We start from the raw sequence: 17,630 nt of genomic DNA on the forward strand, positions 1-17,630 counted from the left end.
TCAGGTGCTGGGCGGGAGGGTGAAGTCGAAGACGGCCGAGTCGAAGGCCGCGTAGTCCTCGTAGCCGAGGAGTTCGTAGAGCCGGGAGCGGGTCTGCATGCGGGGCAGGAGGGACTCCTGCGTGCCCTCCGCGGCGAGGGTGCGCAGGCCGTCCTCGACCGCGCCCATGGCCAGGCGCAGCAGCGTGACCGGGTACAGGGCGATGTCGTAGCCGAGGTCCTGCAGAGTGCGGGCGTCGAGCAGGCGGCTCTTGCCGAACTCGGTCATGTTGGCGAGCAGCGGGACGTCGACCGCCTTGCGGAACGCCTCGAACTCGGCTTCGTCGGCGAGGGCTTCGGGGAAGACCGCGTCCGCGCCGACGTCGACGTATGCCTTCGCCCGGTCGATCGCCGCGGGCAGGCCCTCGACGGCGCGGGCGTCGGTGCGGGCCATCAGCAGGAAGTCCGGGTCGCGCCGGGCGTCCACGGCCGCGCGGATGCGGCGGGTCATCTCCGCGCGCGGCACGACCGACTTGCCGTCGAGGTGGCCGCAGCGCTTGGGGTCGACCTGGTCCTCCAGGTGCAGGCCGGCCAGGCCCGCGTCCTCCATCAGCTGGACGGTGCGGGCCGCGTTCATCGGTTCGCCGAAGCCGGTGTCGGCGTCGATGAGGACGGGCAGGTCGGTCGCCCTGGTCGTCTGCTGGGCGCGGGCCGCGATCTCGGTGGAGGTGGTCAGGCCGATGTCGGGCAGGCCCAGATCGGCGGCGAGGACGGCGCCGGAGAGGTAGGCGGCCTCGAATCCGGTGTCCTGGATGAGGCGGGCGGAGAGCGGGTTGAGGGCACCGGGCATGAGCAACAGGCGTCCGGTGGCCAGTCGTTCGCGCAGCGCGCGGCGGCGCTGCGCGGGAGTGGTGCGGGTGTGCAGCATCAGAACAGGCCCTTCGGCAGACACTCGTCGTACGCGGCGACGGCCTGGGGGTCGACCGCCGGGAACAGGCCGTCGAGGTCGACGGCGGTCAGCTCGGCGAGGTGCTCGGCCGCGGCCAGGAAGCGGTCCTGGCCGGCCGGGGTGACGACACCCTCGGCGAGGGTGCGGAACTTCTTCGCGTAGGCCGGGCGGTCGAAGGGGCGGGCACCGGCGGGGTGGGCGTCGGCGACGGCCAGTTCGTCCTCGATCACCGAGCCGTCGCCGAGAGTGATCACCGCTCGGCCGCCGAAGGCACGGCGGTCCGGGTCAGGATCGTGGTAGCGGCGGGTCCACTCCGGGTCCTCGATCGTCGTGATCTTCCGCCACAGCTCGACGGTCTCCCGGCGGCGGGCGCGCTCGGGGGCGTAGGAGCGTTCGTGGTGCCAGGTGCCGTCCTCCAGGGCGACCGCGAAGATGTACGGCACGGAGTGGTCGAGGGTCTCGCGACTGGCCGTGGGGTCGTACTTCTGCGGATCGTTCGCTCCGGAGCCGATCACGTGATGGGTGTGGTGGCTGGTGTGCAGGACCACCGAGCGCACCCCCTCCAGCGGGCCGGCCTTCTCGCGCAGCCGGCGGGCCAGGTCGATGATCGCCTGTGCCTGGTACTCGGCGGAGTGCTCCTTGGTGTACGTGTCGAGGATCGCGCGGCGCCGCTCGCCGGGTTCGGGGAGCAGCACGGTGTAGTCGGCTCGGGGCCCGTCGAGCATCCAGGCCAGGAAGCCGTCCTCGCCCTCGTATACGGGCGAGGGGGAGGTTTCGCCGCGCATGGCCCGGTCGACGGCCTCGATGGCGGCCTTGCCGGCGAAGGCGGGTGCGAACGCCTTCCAGCTGGATATCTCACCCTTGCGGGACTGCCGGGTCGCGGTCGTGGTGTGCACCGCCTGCTGAACGGCCTGATGCACGACCTCGGTCGGCAGCCGGAGCAGGGCGCCGAGTCCGCAGGCGGTGGCGGCGCTGAGGTGGGCGACGTGGTCGATGCGGTGCTCGTGCAGGCAGATGCCCTTCACCAGGGCGACGTGGATCTCGTACGCGGCGACGATGCCGCGCAGCAGGTCGGCGCCTGTACGGCCGGCGTGCTGGGCGACGGCGAGCAGGGGCGGGATGTTGTCCCCGGGGTGGGAGTAGTCGGCTGCGAGGTAGGTGTCGTGGAAGTCCAGCTCGCGCACGGCCGTGCCGTTGGCCCACGCGGCCCACTCCGGGGAGACCCGGGCGCGGGTGCCGAAGACCGACGCTCCCACAGTGCTTGCCCGGTGGGCGGTGGCCTGGGCCCGTGCGACGGCGACCGGGCGGCGCAGCAGGGAGGCGACGGCCACCGAGGCGTTGTCGATGACCCGGTTGACGGCCATCGTGACGCTGTCGGCCTCCAGTTCCTCGGTGCCGGTGGCCACGGCCGCGAGCTTCCAGGCGAGTTGGTCCTCGCGCGGGAGCCGGTCGGCACTGGGGTGGACACGGACGTGGTGCTCGATCACGGGACTCCTCATGGGTGTCGGGCGGTCCTGCGGGGGCTGACGTGATCAAGACTGCCCGCGTGCGGCCCGCCGGGCCACCGCTCCAATCTGCGGAATCCGTACAGCACGGAGCTGCGAATCTGCGAAGACTGCGAATGCTGCGGATGCCGGGTTCGCAACTTCCCGGCCCTCCGGTACCGTTGCCCGACGGCTCGCGACGAGGAGGTGCGCCATGGCCCGGCGACCGGCCGACCGCAAGGTCTACGCCCACGCCAGACTGCGCCGGCTGCGTCGCGAACGAGGCATGAACCAGGTCGACCTGGCCCGCGCGCTCGGCATCTCCACCAGCTACGCCAACCAGATCGAACAGAACCAGCGCCCGCTGACCGCCCCGGTGCTGCTGCGGATCGCGGAAGTCTTCGGCGTCGACGCGGAGTTCTTCTCGGAGGCGGACGAGCACCGGCTCGCCGCCGACCTGCGCACCGCACTCGCCGACGAGGCGTGCGGGGTGTCGCTCCCCGCCGAGGAGATCTCCGAGGCCGCCCGCGACCAACCGGAGGTGGCCCGGGCCCTGGTCGCGCTGCACCGCCGCTACCGCGACACCGCCGAACAGGCCGCCGCCCTCGCTGCACCCGGGACGGGCGTCCCGCTGCCGCCCGCGGAGCCGCACGACGAGGTGCGGGACTTCTTCTACGCCCACCACAACCACTTCGGACCGCTGGACACCGCGGCCGAACAGACGGCCACCGCCATGGAACTGCGGCCGGGCCGGACCGCCGATCCGCTCACCGCGCGCCTCGCCGAATGCCACGGGGTCCGGGTGGTCCAGGCTGCGCCGGGCCGTTCGGCCGACGCCCGGCACTTCGATCCCGCCACCGGACTGCTGTTCCTGTCCCCCTGGCTCAGCGACGGTCAGCGTGCCTTCCAACTCGCCACGCAGCTGGCCCTGCTGGAGCACGCACCGCTGCTCGGCCGACTCGCCGACGCCGCCGACATGTCCTCACCGGAGTCGGCGGCGCTGACCCGCATCGGCTTGGCGAACTACTTCGCGGGCGCCCTGCTCATGCCGTACTCGGTCTTCCACACCGCGGCCGAGGAGGTGCGGTACGACATCGAGCTGTTGTCCGCACGCTTCGGCGTCGGCTTCGAGACCGTCTGTCACCGTCTGAGCACGCTGCAACGCACCGGTCACCGGGGAGTGCCGTTCTCGTTCGTGCGGGTCGACCGGGCCGGCAACATCTCCAAACGGCAGTCGGCGACCGACTTCCACTTCTCCCGCCTCGGCGGCACCTGCCCGCTCTGGACGGTGTACGAGGCGTTCTCCGCACCCGGGCGGATACTGACCCAGGTCGCCGAAATGCCCGACGGCAAGCGGTACTTCTGGATCGCACGGACCATCACCCGGGGTGGCTTCGGCCACCATGCCCCGCGTGCCGACTTCGCCGTCGCGCTCGGCTGCGAACTGCGGCACGCGCACCGGCTCGTCTACGCCGAGGGCATCGCCCTGGACGACCCCCGCGCAGCGACACCGATCGGCCTGGGCTGCCGGATCTGCGAACGGCGCAACTGCGCACAGCGGGCCCGGCCACCGGCCGGCGGCCGGCTGGCCATCGACCCGGACCGGCGCACGTATGTGCCGTATCAGGTGGAGAGCAGCAGCCTGTGACCGCGCCGGGCCCGTGCGCCCGGCATGTTTTGCATCTCGGTCCGGGTGAAGGCGACCCAGCACACCGTGCGGCCCTCTCCGTGGCGCGGCGAACCCACTGGGCGCGCCCCCGGACAAGGCGCTTGAGGGGTGGACTTACTAGGACGTCCAACTATATGTTCGTGACCAAGGCCCGCGGTGCAGGGAAGCCGGTGTGAATCCGGCACGGTCCCGCCACTGTGACCGGGGAGTGTGCCGTCGAGAGCACGCCACTGACGCGATGCGTCGGGAAGGCGGGCGGCACGCGGTGATCCGGGAGTCAGGATACCGGCCGCGGGATGTTCCGTGTTGTCCACGAGGATGGAGCAGACACGCATGGCACCGGTCCGCACCCACGACCCCGGTGATCCGGCGGAGCACGACGCGGAAACGACCGCGCATCCGTAACGCTCCTACGGCTCTCCCGCCTTCGCGTCCCACGGCTGCCCTCGCGGCGCACCTCACCCGGTGCCGCCGTCGGCCTGCCGTGCCGTCCCCGGATCCCACCTACGGGAGCAGGTTGTTCATGATCCACGAACTCACCCATTTCTTCGGCGGCAAGCGCGCACCCGGGATATCGGGGCTCTTCGGCGATGTCCACGACCCCAACACCGGCACGGTGCAGGCCAAGGTGCCCCTGGCCGGGCGCGAGGAGACCACGGCCGCGATCACCGACGCGGCATCGGCACAGGCGGAGTGGGGCGAATGGAATCCACAGCGCCGCGCCAGGGTCCTGCTGAAGTTCCTCCAGATCGTCGAAGGCGAACGGGACGCCCTGGCCCGGCTGTTGTCCGACGAGCACGGCAAGACCATCGCCGATGCACATGGCGACGTCCAACGCGGTCTCGAAGTCGTCGAGTTCGCCGCCGGCATCCCGCACCTGCTCAAAGGCGAATTCACCGACAACGCGGGCACCGGCATCGACGTCCACTCACTGCGCACGCCCCTGGGCGTCACAGCGGGCATCACTCCGTTCAACTTCCCCGCGATGATCCCGCTGTGGAAGGCGGCACCCGCGATCGCCTGCGGCAACGCCTTCGTCCTCAAGCCGTCCGAGCGCAACCCGTCCGTACCGCTGCGCCTCGCGGAGCTCTTCCTGGAGGCGGGGTTGCCGCCGGGGGTGCTCAACGTCGTCAACGGCGGCAAGGAAGCGGTCGACACGCTGCTGGAGGACCCCCGCGTCCAAGCCGTCGGCTTCGTCGGATCCACCCCGATCGCCGCGCACCTCTACGCCACCGCCGCCGCGCACGGCAAGCGTGCCCAGTGCTTCGGCGGCGCCAAGAACCACATGATCGTGATGCCGGACGCCGACCTCGACCAGGCCGTGGACGCCCTGATCGGCGCGGGCTACGGCTCCGCGGGCGAGCGCTGTATGGCCATCTCGGTCGCCGTGCCCGTCGGCGAGGAGACGGCGAACGCCCTGGTCACCAAGCTCAAGGAACGCATCGGCACGCTGCGCATCGGCCGCTCCGACGACCCGGAGGCCGACTTCGGCCCGCTGGTGAGCCGCGATGCGGTCGACCGCGTACGCCGCTATGTGGACATCGGCACCACGGAGGGCGCCGAACTCGTCGTCGACGGACGCGGATTCGTTCTGCCCGGCCACGAGAACGGGTTCTTCGCCGGGGCGTCCCTCTTCGACCGCGTCACCACAAGCATGCGGATCTACCGGGAGGAGATCTTCGGCCCGGTGCTCTGCATCGTCCGCGCGGCCGACTACGAGGAGGCCGTGCGCCTGCCGAGCGAGCACCCGTACGGCAACGGCGTGGCCATCTTCACCCGCGACGGGGACACCGCCCGGGACTTCACCCGCCGGGTGAACACCGGCATGGTCGGCGTCAACGTACCGATCCCGGTGCCGGTCGCCTACCACACCTTCGGCGGCTGGAAGCGCTCCGGCTTCGGCGACCTCAACCAGCACGGCCCCGACGCCATCCGCTTCTTCACCCGCACCAAGACCGTCACCTCGCGCTGGCCCTCCGGGGTCAAGGAGGGCGCGAGCTTCACCCTCCCCACGATGGGATGACGGCGATGACTGACACCCTGCTCTCCGAGGACCAACTCGCCCTTGCCGAGACGGCCCTGGACTTCGCCCAGGAACACCTCGCCCCGCATGCCGTCGCCTGGGACCGGGCCAAGCACTTCCCCGTCGACACCCTGCGCAAAGGAGCCCAGCTCGGCCTCGGCGGCATCTACGTCCGCGAGGACTCCGGGGGCTCCGGCCTGATCCGCTCCGACGGAGTCGTCGTCTTCGAAGCGCTGGCCACCGGCTGCCCGTCCATCGCCGGCTATCTGTCGATCCACAACATGGTCGCGTGGATGATCGACCGCTACGGCGACCAGAACCAGCGCGTCCGCTGGCTTCCCGCACTCTGCTCCATGGAGTCCCTGGGCAGCTACTGCCTCACCGAACCCGGCGCCGGCTCGGACGCCTCCGCGCTGCGCACCCGTGCCGAGCACAAGGGCGACCACTATGTCCTCACCGGCGTCAAGCAGTTCATCTCCGGCGCGGGAACGTCGGACCTCTACCTCGTGATGGCCCGCACCGGCGAGGCCGGGCCGCGCGGCATCTCGGCCTTCGTCGTACGGCACGACGACGCGGGCCTGTCCTTCGGCCCCGACGAGAAGAAGATGGGCTGGAACGCCCAGCCCACCCGCCAGGTGATCCTCGACGGCGTCCGCATCCCGGCCGACCGCCGCCTGGGCGCCGAGGGCGACGGCTTCCGCATCGCCATGAACGGCCTCAACGGCGGCCGGCTCGGCATCGCCGCCTGCTCCCTCGGCGGCGCGCAGAGCGCCCTCCACCACAGCCTGACCCACCTCAGGGACCGGGAGGCGTTCGGGGCACCGCTGCTGGACGCCCAAGCCCTGCAGTTCAGGCTGGCCGACATGGCGACCGAACTCACCGCGGCCAGGGCGCTCGTGCGACAGGCGGCGAACGCCCTGGACCGGAAGCTGCCACAGGCGGCGCAGCTGTGTGCGATGGCCAAGCGGTTCGCCACCGACACCGGCTACACGGTCGCCGACCGGGCCCTCCAACTCCACGGCGGCTACGGCTACCTCAGCGAGTACGGCATCGAGAAGATCGTCCGCGACCTGAGGGTGCACCGGATCCTGGAAGGAACCAACGAGATCATGCAACTGATCGTGGCCCGCGAGCTGACGGGGGCCGTGCGATGACCACCACCGGCGACGAACACGTCCTGCTGCATACCGAGGGACGCGCCGCGTACCTCACACTGAACCGGCCGAAAGCCCTCAACTCCCTCGACCACGCCATGGTGTGCCGCATCGACGAGGCCCTGGCGGAATGGGAGAAGGACCCGGCCGTCGAGACCGTGGTCATCACCGGCGCCGGCGAACGCGGCCTGTGCGCCGGCGGCGACATCCGCTCCATCTACGAGGACGCACGGGCCGGCGGCTCGGCGTCGGCGGACTTCTGGCGCGACGAGTACCGGCTCAACGCCCTGATCGCCCACTACCCCAAGCCCTACGTGGCCGTCATGGACGGCATCGTCATGGGCGGCGGCGTCGGCGTCTCCGCACACGGCAGTGTGCGGATCGCCACCGAGCGCTCCCGTATCGCCATGCCGGAGACGGGCATCGGCTTCGTCCCGGACGTCGGCGGCACCCACCTGCTCGGCCTCGCCCCCGGCGAGCTCGGCACCCATCTCGCTCTGACGGGCACGGCGGTGGGCGCGGCGGACGCCCTGCTGTGCGGACTCGCGGACCACTACGTGCCCTCCGAGCTGCTGCCGGAACTGGTCGGCGACCTGGCCCACGACCCCGTGCACGATGTCCTCGCCCGGTACGTGCGCGAGGCACCGCCCGGCGAACTCGCCGCGCACCGCGAGTGGATCGACCGCTGCTACGCGGCCGACACCGTCGAGGCCGTCCTGGAGCGGCTGCTCGCCGACAGCGCCCCGGCAGCCAGCGAAGCCGCCGCTGCGCTCCTGGCCAAGTCCCCCACCGCACTGAAGGTCACCCTGACCGCGCTGCACCGCGCGCGGGACCTCGGCCCCCTGGAGCGGGTCCTGGAGCAGGAGTTCCGCGTCTCCTGCGCGGCGCTCGCCTCGCCGGACCTGGTCGAGGGCATCCGGGCCCAGGTCATCGACAAGGACCGCACCCCCAAGTGGTCACCCGCGACCCTCGCCGAGGTCACGGACGCGGACGTGGAACGCTTCTTCTCCCCGCTCGGCGAGCGCGAACTCCGGCTCGCCGGCGCCGGTTCGTCGCAGTCGCAGGAGGTGCCCTGGTGAGCAGCACCGTAGCCTTCATCGGTCTCGGTCATATGGGCGGCCCGATGGCTGCCAGCCTGGTCAGGGCCGGACACCGGGTACGCGGCTACGACCTGGTGCCCGGCCTGCTCGGCACGGCGGCCGACAGGGGTGTCGAAGCTGCTTCCTCGGCGGCGGACGCGGCCGACGGTGCCGACGTGGTCATCACCATGCTGCCCGCCGGCCGGCACGTCCTCGCCCTCTACCGGGACGAAGAGCTACTGGCCGCCGCCCGGCCCGGCACCCTGTTCCTCGACTGCTCCACCATCGACGTGGCCGATGCCCGAGCCGCCCACCAGGCTGCAACCGTCCTGGGCCACCGGGCACTCGACGCGCCGGTCTCGGGCGGGGTGACGGGCGCCGAGGCCGCCACCCTCACCTTCATGGCGGGCGGCGATGCGGACGCCTTCGCCGTGGCCGAGCCCTTGCTGTCCGCCATGGGCAGGAAGGCCGTGTACTGCGGGGCCGCCGGCGCGGGCCAGGCGGCCAAGATCTGCAACAACATGATCCTCGGTGTCTCGATGATCGCCGTCAGCGAGGCCTTCGTCCTCGGCGAGAGCCTCGGCCTGACCCACCAAGCCCTCTTCGACGTCGCCTCCACCGCCTCCGGCCAGTGCTGGGCCCTGACCGCCAACTGCCCCGTACCGGGCCCGGTCCCGGGCAGCCCGGCCGACCGCGACTACGCACCGGGCTTCGCCGCGCCCCTGATGGCCAAGGACCTCGGGCTCGCGGCAGACGCCGCCCGTGCGGGTGCGGTCGATGCCCAACTGGGCCTGCGCGCCGCGCAGATGTATGCCGAGTTCGCGGAGGGAGACGGAACCGGACAGGACTTCTCCGGCATCGTCCGGGCCATCCGCCGACGCTCCGCACCGCCCACCCACGAGTACGAGAACGGAACACCGGCATGAGCGACGACACCCCCGGCCACACGTACGAGACCATCCTCGTCGAGCGCAAGGGCCGCACCGCGCTCCTCACCCTCAACCGGCCCAAGGCCCTCAACGCGCTCAACCTTCAGGTCATGACCGAGGTCGTCGCGGCGGCGGAGGCGCTCGATCGCGACCCCGAGGTCGGCTGCATCGTCGTCACCGGCTCGGCGAAGGCCTTCGCCGCCGGGGCGGACATCAAGGAGATGCGGCCGCAGAGCTACATGGACATGTACCTCAGCGACTGGTTCACCGCCTGGGACCGGCTGGCCCAGGTCCGCACCCCCACGATCGCGGCCGTCTCCGGCTACGCGCTGGGCGGCGGCTGCGAACTCGCCATGCTCTGCGACATCCTCCTCGCCTCCGACACCGCCGTCTTCGGCCAGCCCGAGATCAAACTCGGCGTCATCCCCGGCATCGGCGGCTCCCAGCGACTGACCCGCGCCGTGGGCAAGGCCAAGGCCATGGAGCTGTGCCTGACGGGCCGCACCATGGATGCCGAGGAGGCGGAACGGGCGGGCCTGGTGTCCCGGATCGTCCCGGCCGACGACCTGCTCGCCGAGGCCCTGGCGGTCGCCGAGACCGTGGCGGGTATGTCCGCACCGGTCGCCATGATGGCCAAGGAGGCCGTCAACCGCGCCTTCGAGACCACCCTCACGGAAGGCGTGCGCTTCGAACGCCGCCTGTTCCACGCGGTGTTCGCCACAGCGGACCAGAAGGAGGGCATGACGGCCTTCGTGGAGAAACGCTCACCGGGCTTCACCCATCGCTGAACGTGGAGAGACGGCCGAGGAGTCCGGCGATCTCCTGATCGCAGAGACGGTAACGGACGATGCGGCCGTCCTTCTCGGCCACCACGGCACCGGCGGCACGCAGCAGACGCAGCGACTGGGACACGGCGGTGTCCCTGATGCCGGTGGCGAGGGCGAGGTCGGAGACGGCGATGGGCCCGGCCCGGTGCACGGCGAGCAGCAGGGCCAGCCGCCCGGGGTCAGAGAGCAGGGCGAACCGCTCCGACCAGGCGCGGACCCGTGCGAGGTCGCCGATGCCCTCGATGGCGTCGCAGACCGTGTGCTCGTCGATCGCGCTCCGGTGCGCACGCTCCGCGGGGATCAGATGCATGATCTCAGCCTTGCCCATTGCTGGGCAGAAAATCGATACCTGCATACCTTCGCAGTCTTGCAGGCGATGGTTCTCGGCCAATACCGTTTTTGCGCCGTGGTGTTCGGGAAGACCGGTGCGATGCCGGAGCGGCCCTCGCCACTGTGATCGGGAAGCCGGCGCACCAGCGGAAGGCCACGGGGCACCTCGCCCTGGAAGGCCGGTGCGGCAGCGTTCGACCCGTCAGCCAGGAGACCGGCCACGGCACCGCTCGACGACCATCCACGAGGTGCTGGAGAGGCTGCCCGAGATGACTCCGCCCCACAACCCTCCCCCGACCGCTGCCGAGGCCGTGGCCCTCCCCGCCACCCCGGTCCTCCGATGGGAACGCAAGGACTGGATACGCACCGGCGGCCTGATGGCCGTGATCGCCGCCCTCCACGTCGTCGCCTTCGGAATCCTGGTGGCCATGGTCGCCCCGCACCACTACACCGTCGGCAAGCAGGTGTTCGGCCTCGGCCTCGGCGTGACCGCCTACACCCTGGGCATGCGGCACGCCTTCGACGCCGACCACATCGCCGCCATCGACAACACCACCCGCAAGCTGATGGCCGACGGCAAACGTCCGATATCGGTGGGCTTCTGGTTCGCCCTCGGCCACTCCACCATCATCGTCGTCCTCGCCGCCCTCATCTCCGTCGGGGCCAAGGTCGCCGGCACGCTCACCAACGACAACTCCAGTGCCCACCAGACCCTCGGCGTGGTCAGCACCACGGTCTCCGGCGGTTTCCTCTACCTCATCGCCGCGCTCAACCTGATCTCCCTGGCAGGCATCCACCGCGTCTTCAAGGCCATGCGCGCCGGGCAGTTCGACGAATCCGAGCTGGAGAAGCACCTCGGCAACCGCGGGTTCCTCAACCGCATCCTCGGCCGCCTCACGCGCTCCATCACCCGTCCCGGCCAGATGTACCCGGTGGGCCTGCTGTTCGGCATCGGCTTCGACACAGCCACCGAAGTCACCCTGATGGTGATGGCGGGCAGCGGCGCCGCAGCCGGGCTGCCCTGGTACGCGATCCTGTGCCTGCCGCTGCTGTTCGCCGCCGGCATGAGCCTCTTCGACACCCTCGACGGCACGTTCATGAACTTCGCCTACCACTGGGCATTCTCCAACCCCGTCCGCAAGGTCTACTACAACCTCACCATCACCGGACTGTCGATCGCCGTCGCCTTCCTCATCGGCACCATCGAACTCATCGGCGTCCTGCACGACCAGCTCGCGCTCAACGACCCGGTCACCGACTGGATCTCCGGCATCGACCTCAACAACGTCGGCTTCATCATCGTCGGACTCTTCGTCGCAGTATGGGCCTGCGCCCTGGGCTACTGGCGCCTGGCCAGGGTCGAACGCCGCTGGCAACACCGACCGCCGACAGCACCCTGACACGACGCCGCGCACCCGGCACACACCTCACCGCAGCGCCCCTGGCGGACCGGACCGGCACCGAGTCCGCCACAGACACCGGATACACCGGAGACGGCTCGGCCGCTGTCAGCGGTCGGCGGCCGAGCCCCGGTGAGCAGGGGCGCCGAGGACCGTGGCGGTGAACTTCGCCAGTTGCTCCCGCAGTTCCTCGCGGGGCACCCCCCTGCAGCCGACCAGGTATTCGACGAGGTCGGCCCGGGTGGCGGCGAGCAGGGCGTGGGCGGCGAAGTCGCTGTCGGCCGGCCCCAGGACCTGCTCCAGCAACTCCCGGAGCAGGGTGTGCCACCGCTCGTACTGCTTCGTCGCGTACGGGCTGTCGGCGCCGGTCTTTTCCAGGGCGAGGGCGAGGTGGCGGTTGTCGAGCTTGAAGCACAGCACGGCATCGAGCAGGGCCGGCACCCGCGCCAGGGGCGGGGTGGCGGGCCCCAGGGGTGGCGGGCCCTGTTCGGTCGCGGTACTGACCGGTTCGAGGCGGGCTTCGTACAGCGCACGGATCAGCCCGGTGCGGTCACCGAAGGCGCGGAAGAGGGTGGCCTTGCCGACCCCGGCCGCGGCCGCGATGTCGGCCATGGTGACGCTGTCGGGGCTCTGGCACTGGGCGAACAGCACATCGGCGGCCGCAAAGACGGCTGCCCTGTTGCGCACGGCGTCCTTGCGCGGTCTGCGCTCGGTCACGTGACTCCTCCCTTGACGATACGGACCCCCGGTCCGTATCGTTCATTGAAGCGGACCAGTGGTCCGTATCGTACGGGACGGAGGAACCCCATGCCCACACCCGCCTCACCGGAAGTGCTCTACCGGCACAGCCTGCGCCTGCTCCTCGACAAGGACATTCCCGCCTGGGTCGGCCTGTGGGCCGAGGGCGGCGTCATGGAATTCCCCTTCGCGCCCCCGGGCCGACCCGGCCGGCTGGAGGGCCGCGAGGCCATCGCCGCCTACATGCGCGACTATCCCGATCACATCGACCTGCACGACTTCCCGCACCTGCACATCCACCGGACCACCCAGCCGGAGACCATCGTGGTCGAGATGCGCGGGGTGGGCCGCCTGGTCCGGACAGGAGCCCCCTTCGACATGACCTACATCGCCGTCGTGTCCGTTCAGGGCGGGCTCTTCACCTCCTACCGCGACTACTGGAACCCCCTCGCCGTCCAGGACCTCGGCCTGGACTTCGCCGGGAGCGCCGTCCGATGACCGACACCGGCACCATCCTGGTCATCGGAGCCACCGGCACCACCGGCAGCCGGACGGCCGCCCGTCTGATCGCCGCCGGCCACCGCGTCCGGGCCGCGAGCCGTCGGCCCGCCCCGCTGCCGGGTGCGGAAGCGGTCCGCTTCGACTGGTACGACCCGGCCACCTTCGACGACGCCCTCGCCGGATCCGACCGCGTCTACCTCGTCCCGCCGGTCGGCGATCCGGACCCCGCCACCGTCATGCTGCCCTTCCTCCACCGAGCACTCGGCGCAGGCGTCCGGCGTGCGGTACTGCTCAGTTCCTCGGCCATCCCCGAAGGCAGGCCGGGAGTGGGGGCGGTACACCAGGCCCTGCCCGGACTGTTCGACCAGTGGGCGGTACTGCGGCCCTCCTGGTTCATGCAGAACTTCACCGGCGCACACCTCCACGCCGACAGCATCCGCGAGGACGGCATCATCCTGACCGCGGCCGGGGCCGGCCGGGTCGGCTTCGTCGACGCCGACGACATCGCCGCCGTCGCCGTCCACGCCCTGACCGGAGACCACGCGCCCAACAGCGATCTGATCCTGACCGGACCGGAGGCACTCGGCTACGACGACATCGCCGCCATCCTCACGGAGACCACGGACCGGACCGTGCTCCACCGCCGGTTGACGTACGAGCAGATGCGGGACCGCCTGGCCGCGCGGATGCCCCTGGAGTTCGCCGAGATGCTCGCCGGCATGGACCGCGCCATCGCCGAGGGCTCCGAGAACCGTACGACCGACACCGTCCAGCGCTTCACCGGCCGCCCGCCGCACGGCTTCCGGGCGGTGGCGAAGCGGGAACTGGCGCCATGTGCCGCCACGCGCGCACCCGCGCCGTGAACCGCGCGCATTCGACAACTGGCAAGGCCGGTGCGGATACGGGCATGATGGGCGGCGGCCGTGGCGCCGGGCATCCGGCGTGGACCGAGGTGTGACCGTTGACGGAAAGCCCCGAGGAGCCCCAGTGGCCGCACGCACCGGCGAGGAATTTCTCGCCCGGCTCGCCGACTCCCGCCCCACTGTGCACGTCCAGGGGGAGACGTTCGTCGGGGGGATCCAGCACCATCCCGCGTTCCGCAACGTCGTGCAGACGTACGCCGAGTTGTACGACTTGCAGCACTCCGCCGAACACCAGGACGTTCTGACGTACCGCTCCCCCACCTCGGGTGAGCCCGTCGCCTCCTCCTTCCTCGTCCCCACCACACCCGACGAACTCGTCAAACGACGCCGGGCGTTCCGGGTGTGGGCCGAGCACAGCAACGGCATGCTCGGGCGCACGGGCGACTACCTCAACAGCGCCCTGATGGCCCTGGCCTCGGCCGCCGACTGGTTCGCCGGGGCCGACCCGGCCTTCGGGGACAACATCCGCCGCTACTACGAGAAGGTCCGTGAAGAGGACCTGCTGTGCAGCCACACGCTCATCCCGCCCCAGGTCAACCGCGCCGTGGCGGGCCCCCGGCAGGCCGGCGGGAGCGTCGCCGCGCGCATCGTGCGCGAGGACGGCGACGGGGTGGTGATCCGGGGCGCCCGGATGCTGGCGACCATCGCACCGTTCGCCGACGAACTCCTCGTCCTGCCCTCGACGTTGCTGCGCGGCACCCCCGAGGACAGGCCCTACTCGTACGCCTTCGCCGTCCCGATGGACGCCGAGGGACTGCGGTGCATCGCCCGCGAACCGCTCGACTCCGGCCGGCCGCGCCACGATCACCCCCTCGCCTCGCGCTTCGACGAGCCGGACTGCGTGGTGGTCTTCGACGACGTGCACGTGCCGTACGAGCGGTGTTTCCTGCTGGGCGACGTCGAGAGGTGCAACGCCCTGTTCTTCCGGACGTCGGCCGTCGTGCACATGTCCCACCAGGTCGTCACGCGGACGGTGACGAAGACCGAGTACGTCCTGGGCCTGGTCTCGCTGCTGACGGAGGCCATCGGCATCGATGGGTATCAGCACGTCCAGGAGGACGTCGCCGAGATCATCGCCACCCTGGAGACGCTCCGCGCCTTCCTGCGCGCCGCCGAAGCCGACGCGCAGGTCAACGAGTTCGGCGTGCTGACCCCGGCGTGGGCCCCGCTGAACGCCGCCCGCAATCTGTACCCCAGGCTCTACCAGCGCTTCCCTCAGATCCTGCGCAAGCTCGGCGCCTCCGGGCTGATGGCCACCCCCACCGGGTTCGACGTCACGGGGCCGGCCGCCGGTGACATCGACACCTACCTGCAGTCGGCGACGCTGTCCGGAGCCGAGCGCGTGAAGCTGTTCCGGCTGGTGTGGGACACCTGTATCTCGGCCTTCTCCGGCCGGCAGGCGCTGTACGAGTACTACTTCTTCGGCGATCCGGTCCGCATGGCCGGCGCGTACGTCGCCTCCTACGACCGGGAGCCGTGCAAGGCCAGAGTGCGGGCGTTCCTCGACGGGTACGAGGCGTCCGCCGGCCCTTTCGCGCCAGGCGGGTAGGCGAACGCCCGCGCGGAGCGCCGGGTGGAGAAGGATCAGCAACCGATCTCCTCTGCCCTGGCCGCCGTTTCGCAGAGCATGCGCCACAGCCGCACCTGACATCGGCCGCATCGACCGCAGTTCAGGGTTGGTCACGCCCCATCGGACGGTTGACGGATGCGGAGGTCTGAACACCCGGGAAGGCGAACCGGCGTCGGTGTTCCTGGGGGGACAGGCTGGTCGCACGGTGGAAGTGGAGGCGCAGGTTGGCCGAGGTGCCCAGGCCGACCCGGCGCGCGATCTGCTCGACTGACAGGTCTGAGTCCTCGAGGAGTTCCTTGGCACGGGCGATGCGTCGGTCACGCAGCCAGGCCAGCGGGGAGTTGCCTGCTCGTTCGGTGAAGCGGCGGTGGAAGTTGCGTTCGGACATGTGGGCATGGGCTGCCATCCGGGCGACGGTGAGCGGCTCGGCGAGGGAGGCGATCATCCACTGCTGGGCGGCGGCAATCGCGTCATCGGCGGGCGGCACCGCCTTGGTCTGGATGAACTGCCGCTGATCGCCGCCCCGGGTCGGCGGCATGACCAGGCGGCGGGACACCTGCCGCGCGGCCGAGGTACCGAGATCCTTGGCCAGTATGTGCAGGCACAGGTCGACGCCGGCGGTGACACCGCCCGAGGTGAGGACCATGCCGTTGTCGGCGAACAGGACTGAGGAGTCCACGGTGACCCGTGGGTGCTGGGCGGCCAGTGCGTCGCACAGCGACCAGTGTGTGGTCGCGGTCAGGCCGTCGAGGATGCCGGCCTGCGCGAGCGCGAAGGCGCCGGAGCAGATGGAGATCATGCGCGCGCCGCGCCGGGCGGCGTCGCCGAGCGCACGGGCGACGGCTCCGCCGGCCGGCCGGTCGGCCGCCCCCGCGTAGCCGGGCACGATCACGGTCCCGGCGGTGCGCACGAGGTCGAGCCCGCCGTCGGGAACAACCGTCATGCCACCGGCCATCGGCACCGGCCGGCCGCCGGGTGAGGCGGTGACCACCTCGTAAGCCTCCGGCGCCTCCCTGGCGAACACATGCAGGGGAATGCCGATGTCAAGTGGAAGGACATCGTCGATGACGACGACCACCAGCCGATGCCGCGTCATAGGAGAATCGTACCGACCGGTGTGGCGGAATGCTTGCGAAGAGTGGCAGGACTGCCGCGCGCGGCAGCGAGGCGGCCCGGCCAAAACTGGATGCCATGACCGAGGTACCAGCGATCGTCCTCGTCCACGGCGCCCTGACCGACGCCTCCGTCTGGCGCGGCGTCACCGGCCGGCTCCAGAGCGCGGGTCACCGGGTGGTGGCACCGTCGCTCCCGATGCGCAGCCTCGCCGGCGACGCCGCCTACCTGCATGCGTTCCTGCAGAGCCTGCCCGGCCCGCTCGTCGTCACCGGGCACTCCTACGCAGGGTCGGTGCTGTCCCATCCCGGTGCGCTCACCCCCGCCGTGCGGGGTCTGGTGTTCGTGGCCGCCTTCCAGCAGGACGCAGGCGAGACTGCAAGCGAACTCAACTCCACATTCCCCGGCAGCCTGCTCACGCCCGGCAACCTGCTCATCCGCGCCTACCCGGGCGGGCAGGAGGCCTACCTGCGGCCGGACAAGTTCGCCGAGGTCTACGCCGCCGACGTCGACCCGGCCGAGGCCGCCGTCATGGCTGCGGCCCAGAACGAAGGATTACCTGATGAAGCGTCTACAGCGTGGCCTGGCCACCACCGTCGTGATGCTGGCCCTGGTCGGCGGGAGCGCGGTCGCGGGCACCGCCGCAACCGCCGCCTCCGCCGGCCCCGGCCACGAATCCGCAGCCCGCACGTTGTCCGCCGACCGCCACGGCGTGGTGAGGTGGTGGAATGCCGCGAAGGGCTTCGGATTCATCACCTACTGGATCGGCAGGAACGTGCAGGAAGTCTTTGTTCACTACACCTCAGTGGCTCCGGGCGACATCTTCAGGATGCACGCCGGCGCGAAGGTGGAGTTCAGCGTCCGACAGGGGCCGAAGGGCCTGACGGCCACGGACGTCCACGTTGTCGGCGGCTGACCGTTGAACCTGTCCTGGGATCGACCGAGTGATGGCGAGCCCAGGAC

16 protein-coding genes, 1 pseudogene and 2 riboswitches are annotated in these 17,630 nt (G+C 70.9%); of the genes and pseudogenes, 12 read left to right on the plus strand and 5 right to left on the minus strand.

The window, feature by feature from the left end:
• Together prpB and ACLHRZ_RS08345 are read right to left on the minus strand one after the other, a co-directional pair.
• Positions 1-906, minus strand: a complete 906-nt coding sequence (gene prpB, locus ACLHRZ_RS08340; protein ID WP_490417640.1) for a methylisocitrate lyase — start codon at positions 904-906, stop codon at positions 1-3.
• Entirely contained in the window at positions 906-2,414 is a 1,509-nt protein-coding gene (locus ACLHRZ_RS08345) for an MmgE/PrpD family protein (protein ID WP_490417641.1), read from the minus strand. The genes prpB and ACLHRZ_RS08345 overlap by 1 nt, the downstream gene beginning before the upstream one ends.
• Before the next feature lie 211 nt (positions 2,415-2,625).
• On the opposite strand from ACLHRZ_RS08345, the gene ACLHRZ_RS08350 reads away from it, so the two are divergent.
• From ACLHRZ_RS08350 to ACLHRZ_RS08375, 6 genes are all read left to right on the plus strand, one after another.
• Positions 2,626-4,059 carry a short-chain fatty acyl-CoA regulator family protein gene (locus ACLHRZ_RS08350; protein WP_490417642.1) on the plus strand — a complete coding sequence of 478 codons (1,434 nt, stop codon included), beginning with the start codon at positions 2,626-2,628 and terminating at the stop codon, positions 4,057-4,059.
• A 158-nt stretch (positions 4,060-4,217) separates the two neighbouring features.
• A riboswitch (cobalamin riboswitch) is annotated at positions 4,218-4,388 on the plus strand.
• A 215-nt stretch (positions 4,389-4,603) separates the two neighbouring features.
• The gene (gene mmsA, locus ACLHRZ_RS08355; protein WP_490417643.1) at positions 4,604-6,103 is read left to right on the plus strand and encodes a CoA-acylating methylmalonate-semialdehyde dehydrogenase; all 1,500 of its coding nucleotides are present in this window, start codon (positions 4,604-4,606) and stop codon (positions 6,101-6,103) included.
• Positions 6,100-7,257 carry an acyl-CoA dehydrogenase family protein gene (locus ACLHRZ_RS08360; protein WP_490417644.1) on the plus strand — a complete coding sequence of 386 codons (1,158 nt, stop codon included), beginning with the start codon at positions 6,100-6,102 and terminating at the stop codon, positions 7,255-7,257. The genes mmsA and ACLHRZ_RS08360 overlap by 4 nt, the downstream gene beginning before the upstream one ends.
• Complete coding sequence (locus ACLHRZ_RS08365; RefSeq protein WP_490417645.1) at positions 7,254-8,336, plus strand: enoyl-CoA hydratase/isomerase family protein; 1,083 nt, start codon at positions 7,254-7,256, stop codon at positions 8,334-8,336. Before ACLHRZ_RS08360 ends, ACLHRZ_RS08365 begins: the two co-directional genes overlap by 4 nt.
• Positions 8,333-9,262, plus strand: a complete 930-nt coding sequence (gene mmsB, locus ACLHRZ_RS08370) for a 3-hydroxyisobutyrate dehydrogenase (protein ID WP_490417646.1) — start codon at positions 8,333-8,335, stop codon at positions 9,260-9,262. The genes ACLHRZ_RS08365 and mmsB overlap by 4 nt, the downstream gene beginning before the upstream one ends.
• Positions 9,259-10,053 (plus strand): enoyl-CoA hydratase, encoded by a 795-nt coding sequence (locus ACLHRZ_RS08375; protein WP_490417647.1) that lies wholly within the window; start codon positions 9,259-9,261, stop codon positions 10,051-10,053. Before mmsB ends, ACLHRZ_RS08375 begins: the two co-directional genes overlap by 4 nt.
• On the opposite strand, the gene ACLHRZ_RS08380 is transcribed toward ACLHRZ_RS08375, so the two are convergent.
• Positions 10,040-10,402 (minus strand): ArsR/SmtB family transcription factor, encoded by a 363-nt coding sequence (locus tag ACLHRZ_RS08380; protein ID WP_490417648.1) that lies wholly within the window; start codon positions 10,400-10,402, stop codon positions 10,040-10,042. The two genes, ACLHRZ_RS08375 and ACLHRZ_RS08380, sit on opposite strands and share 14 nt — an antisense overlap.
• Positions 10,403-10,482: 80 nt before the next feature.
• A riboswitch (cobalamin riboswitch) is annotated at positions 10,483-10,659 on the plus strand.
• 32 nt (positions 10,660-10,691) lie between these two features.
• Here ACLHRZ_RS08380 and nicT point away from each other — a divergent pair.
• A complete protein-coding gene (gene nicT / locus ACLHRZ_RS08385; protein ID WP_490417769.1) occupies positions 10,692-11,822 on the plus strand; it encodes a Nickel transporter NicT in 1,131 nt (376 codons plus the stop codon).
• Between the two features lie 108 nt (positions 11,823-11,930).
• On the opposite strand, the gene ACLHRZ_RS08390 is transcribed toward nicT, so the two are convergent.
• Complete coding sequence (locus ACLHRZ_RS08390; RefSeq protein WP_490417649.1) at positions 11,931-12,539, minus strand: TetR/AcrR family transcriptional regulator; 609 nt, start codon at positions 12,537-12,539, stop codon at positions 11,931-11,933.
• Between the two features lie 90 nt (positions 12,540-12,629).
• On the opposite strand from ACLHRZ_RS08390, the gene ACLHRZ_RS08395 reads away from it, so the two are divergent.
• The 3 genes from ACLHRZ_RS08395 (at position 12,630) to hpaB (ending at position 15,533) form a co-directional block, all read left to right on the plus strand.
• Positions 12,630-13,058 carry a nuclear transport factor 2 family protein gene (locus ACLHRZ_RS08395; RefSeq protein ID WP_490417650.1) on the plus strand — a complete coding sequence of 143 codons (429 nt, stop codon included), beginning with the start codon at positions 12,630-12,632 and terminating at the stop codon, positions 13,056-13,058.
• On the plus strand, positions 13,055-13,924 hold the full coding sequence (locus ACLHRZ_RS08400; protein WP_490417651.1) for an NmrA family NAD(P)-binding protein: 870 nt from the start codon (positions 13,055-13,057) through the stop codon (positions 13,922-13,924). The genes ACLHRZ_RS08395 and ACLHRZ_RS08400 overlap by 4 nt, the downstream gene beginning before the upstream one ends.
• A gap of 124 nt (positions 13,925-14,048) precedes the next feature.
• Complete coding sequence (hpaB, locus tag ACLHRZ_RS08405; protein ID WP_490417652.1) at positions 14,049-15,533, plus strand: 4-hydroxyphenylacetate 3-monooxygenase, oxygenase component; 1,485 nt, start codon at positions 14,049-14,051, stop codon at positions 15,531-15,533.
• Between the two features lie 121 nt (positions 15,534-15,654).
• Here hpaB and ACLHRZ_RS08410 read toward each other — a convergent pair whose 3' ends face one another.
• The gene (locus ACLHRZ_RS08410; RefSeq protein ID WP_490417653.1) at positions 15,655-16,650 is read right to left on the minus strand and encodes a GlxA family transcriptional regulator; all 996 of its coding nucleotides are present in this window, start codon (positions 16,648-16,650) and stop codon (positions 15,655-15,657) included.
• A 95-nt stretch (positions 16,651-16,745) separates the two neighbouring features.
• On the opposite strand from ACLHRZ_RS08410, the pseudogene ACLHRZ_RS08415 reads away from it, so the two are divergent.
• A pseudogene (locus ACLHRZ_RS08415) lies at positions 16,746-17,192 on the plus strand (alpha/beta fold hydrolase); the annotation flags it as partial.
• Between the two features lie 37 nt (positions 17,193-17,229).
• Positions 17,230-17,583, plus strand: coding sequence for a cold-shock protein (locus tag ACLHRZ_RS08420; protein WP_490417654.1), 354 nt, complete (start codon positions 17,230-17,232; stop codon positions 17,581-17,583).
• Positions 17,584-17,630: the final 47 nt, after the last annotated feature.

This window comes from Streptomyces sp. AM25 (genome assembly GCF_058146165.1).

What these genes read in the sequence shown, in the direction of transcription:
- prpB (WP_490417640.1), bottom strand. Translation starts at nt 906, where the DNA reads ATGCTGCACACCCGCACCACTCCCGCGCAGCGCCGCCGCGCGCTGCGC.
- ACLHRZ_RS08350 (WP_490417642.1), top strand. Translation starts at nt 2,626, where the DNA reads ATGGCCCGGCGACCGGCCGACCGCAAGGTCTACGCCCACGCCAGACTG.
- mmsA (WP_490417643.1), top strand. Translation starts at nt 4,604, where the DNA reads ATGATCCACGAACTCACCCATTTCTTCGGCGGCAAGCGCGCACCCGGG.
- ACLHRZ_RS08360 (WP_490417644.1), top strand. Translation starts at nt 6,100, where the DNA reads ATGACGGCGATGACTGACACCCTGCTCTCCGAGGACCAACTCGCCCTT.
- ACLHRZ_RS08365 (WP_490417645.1), top strand. Translation starts at nt 7,254, where the DNA reads ATGACCACCACCGGCGACGAACACGTCCTGCTGCATACCGAGGGACGC.
- ACLHRZ_RS08375 (WP_490417647.1), top strand. Translation starts at nt 9,259, where the DNA reads ATGAGCGACGACACCCCCGGCCACACGTACGAGACCATCCTCGTCGAG.
- ACLHRZ_RS08380 (WP_490417648.1), bottom strand. Translation starts at nt 10,402, where the DNA reads ATGCATCTGATCCCCGCGGAGCGTGCGCACCGGAGCGCGATCGACGAG.
- nicT (WP_490417769.1), top strand. Translation starts at nt 10,692, where the DNA reads ATGACTCCGCCCCACAACCCTCCCCCGACCGCTGCCGAGGCCGTGGCC.
- ACLHRZ_RS08395 (WP_490417650.1), top strand. Translation starts at nt 12,630, where the DNA reads ATGCCCACACCCGCCTCACCGGAAGTGCTCTACCGGCACAGCCTGCGC.
- ACLHRZ_RS08400 (WP_490417651.1), top strand. Translation starts at nt 13,055, where the DNA reads ATGACCGACACCGGCACCATCCTGGTCATCGGAGCCACCGGCACCACC.
- ACLHRZ_RS08410 (WP_490417653.1), bottom strand. Translation starts at nt 16,650, where the DNA reads ATGACGCGGCATCGGCTGGTGGTCGTCGTCATCGACGATGTCCTTCCA.
- ACLHRZ_RS08420 (WP_490417654.1), top strand. Translation starts at nt 17,230, where the DNA reads ATGAAGCGTCTACAGCGTGGCCTGGCCACCACCGTCGTGATGCTGGCC.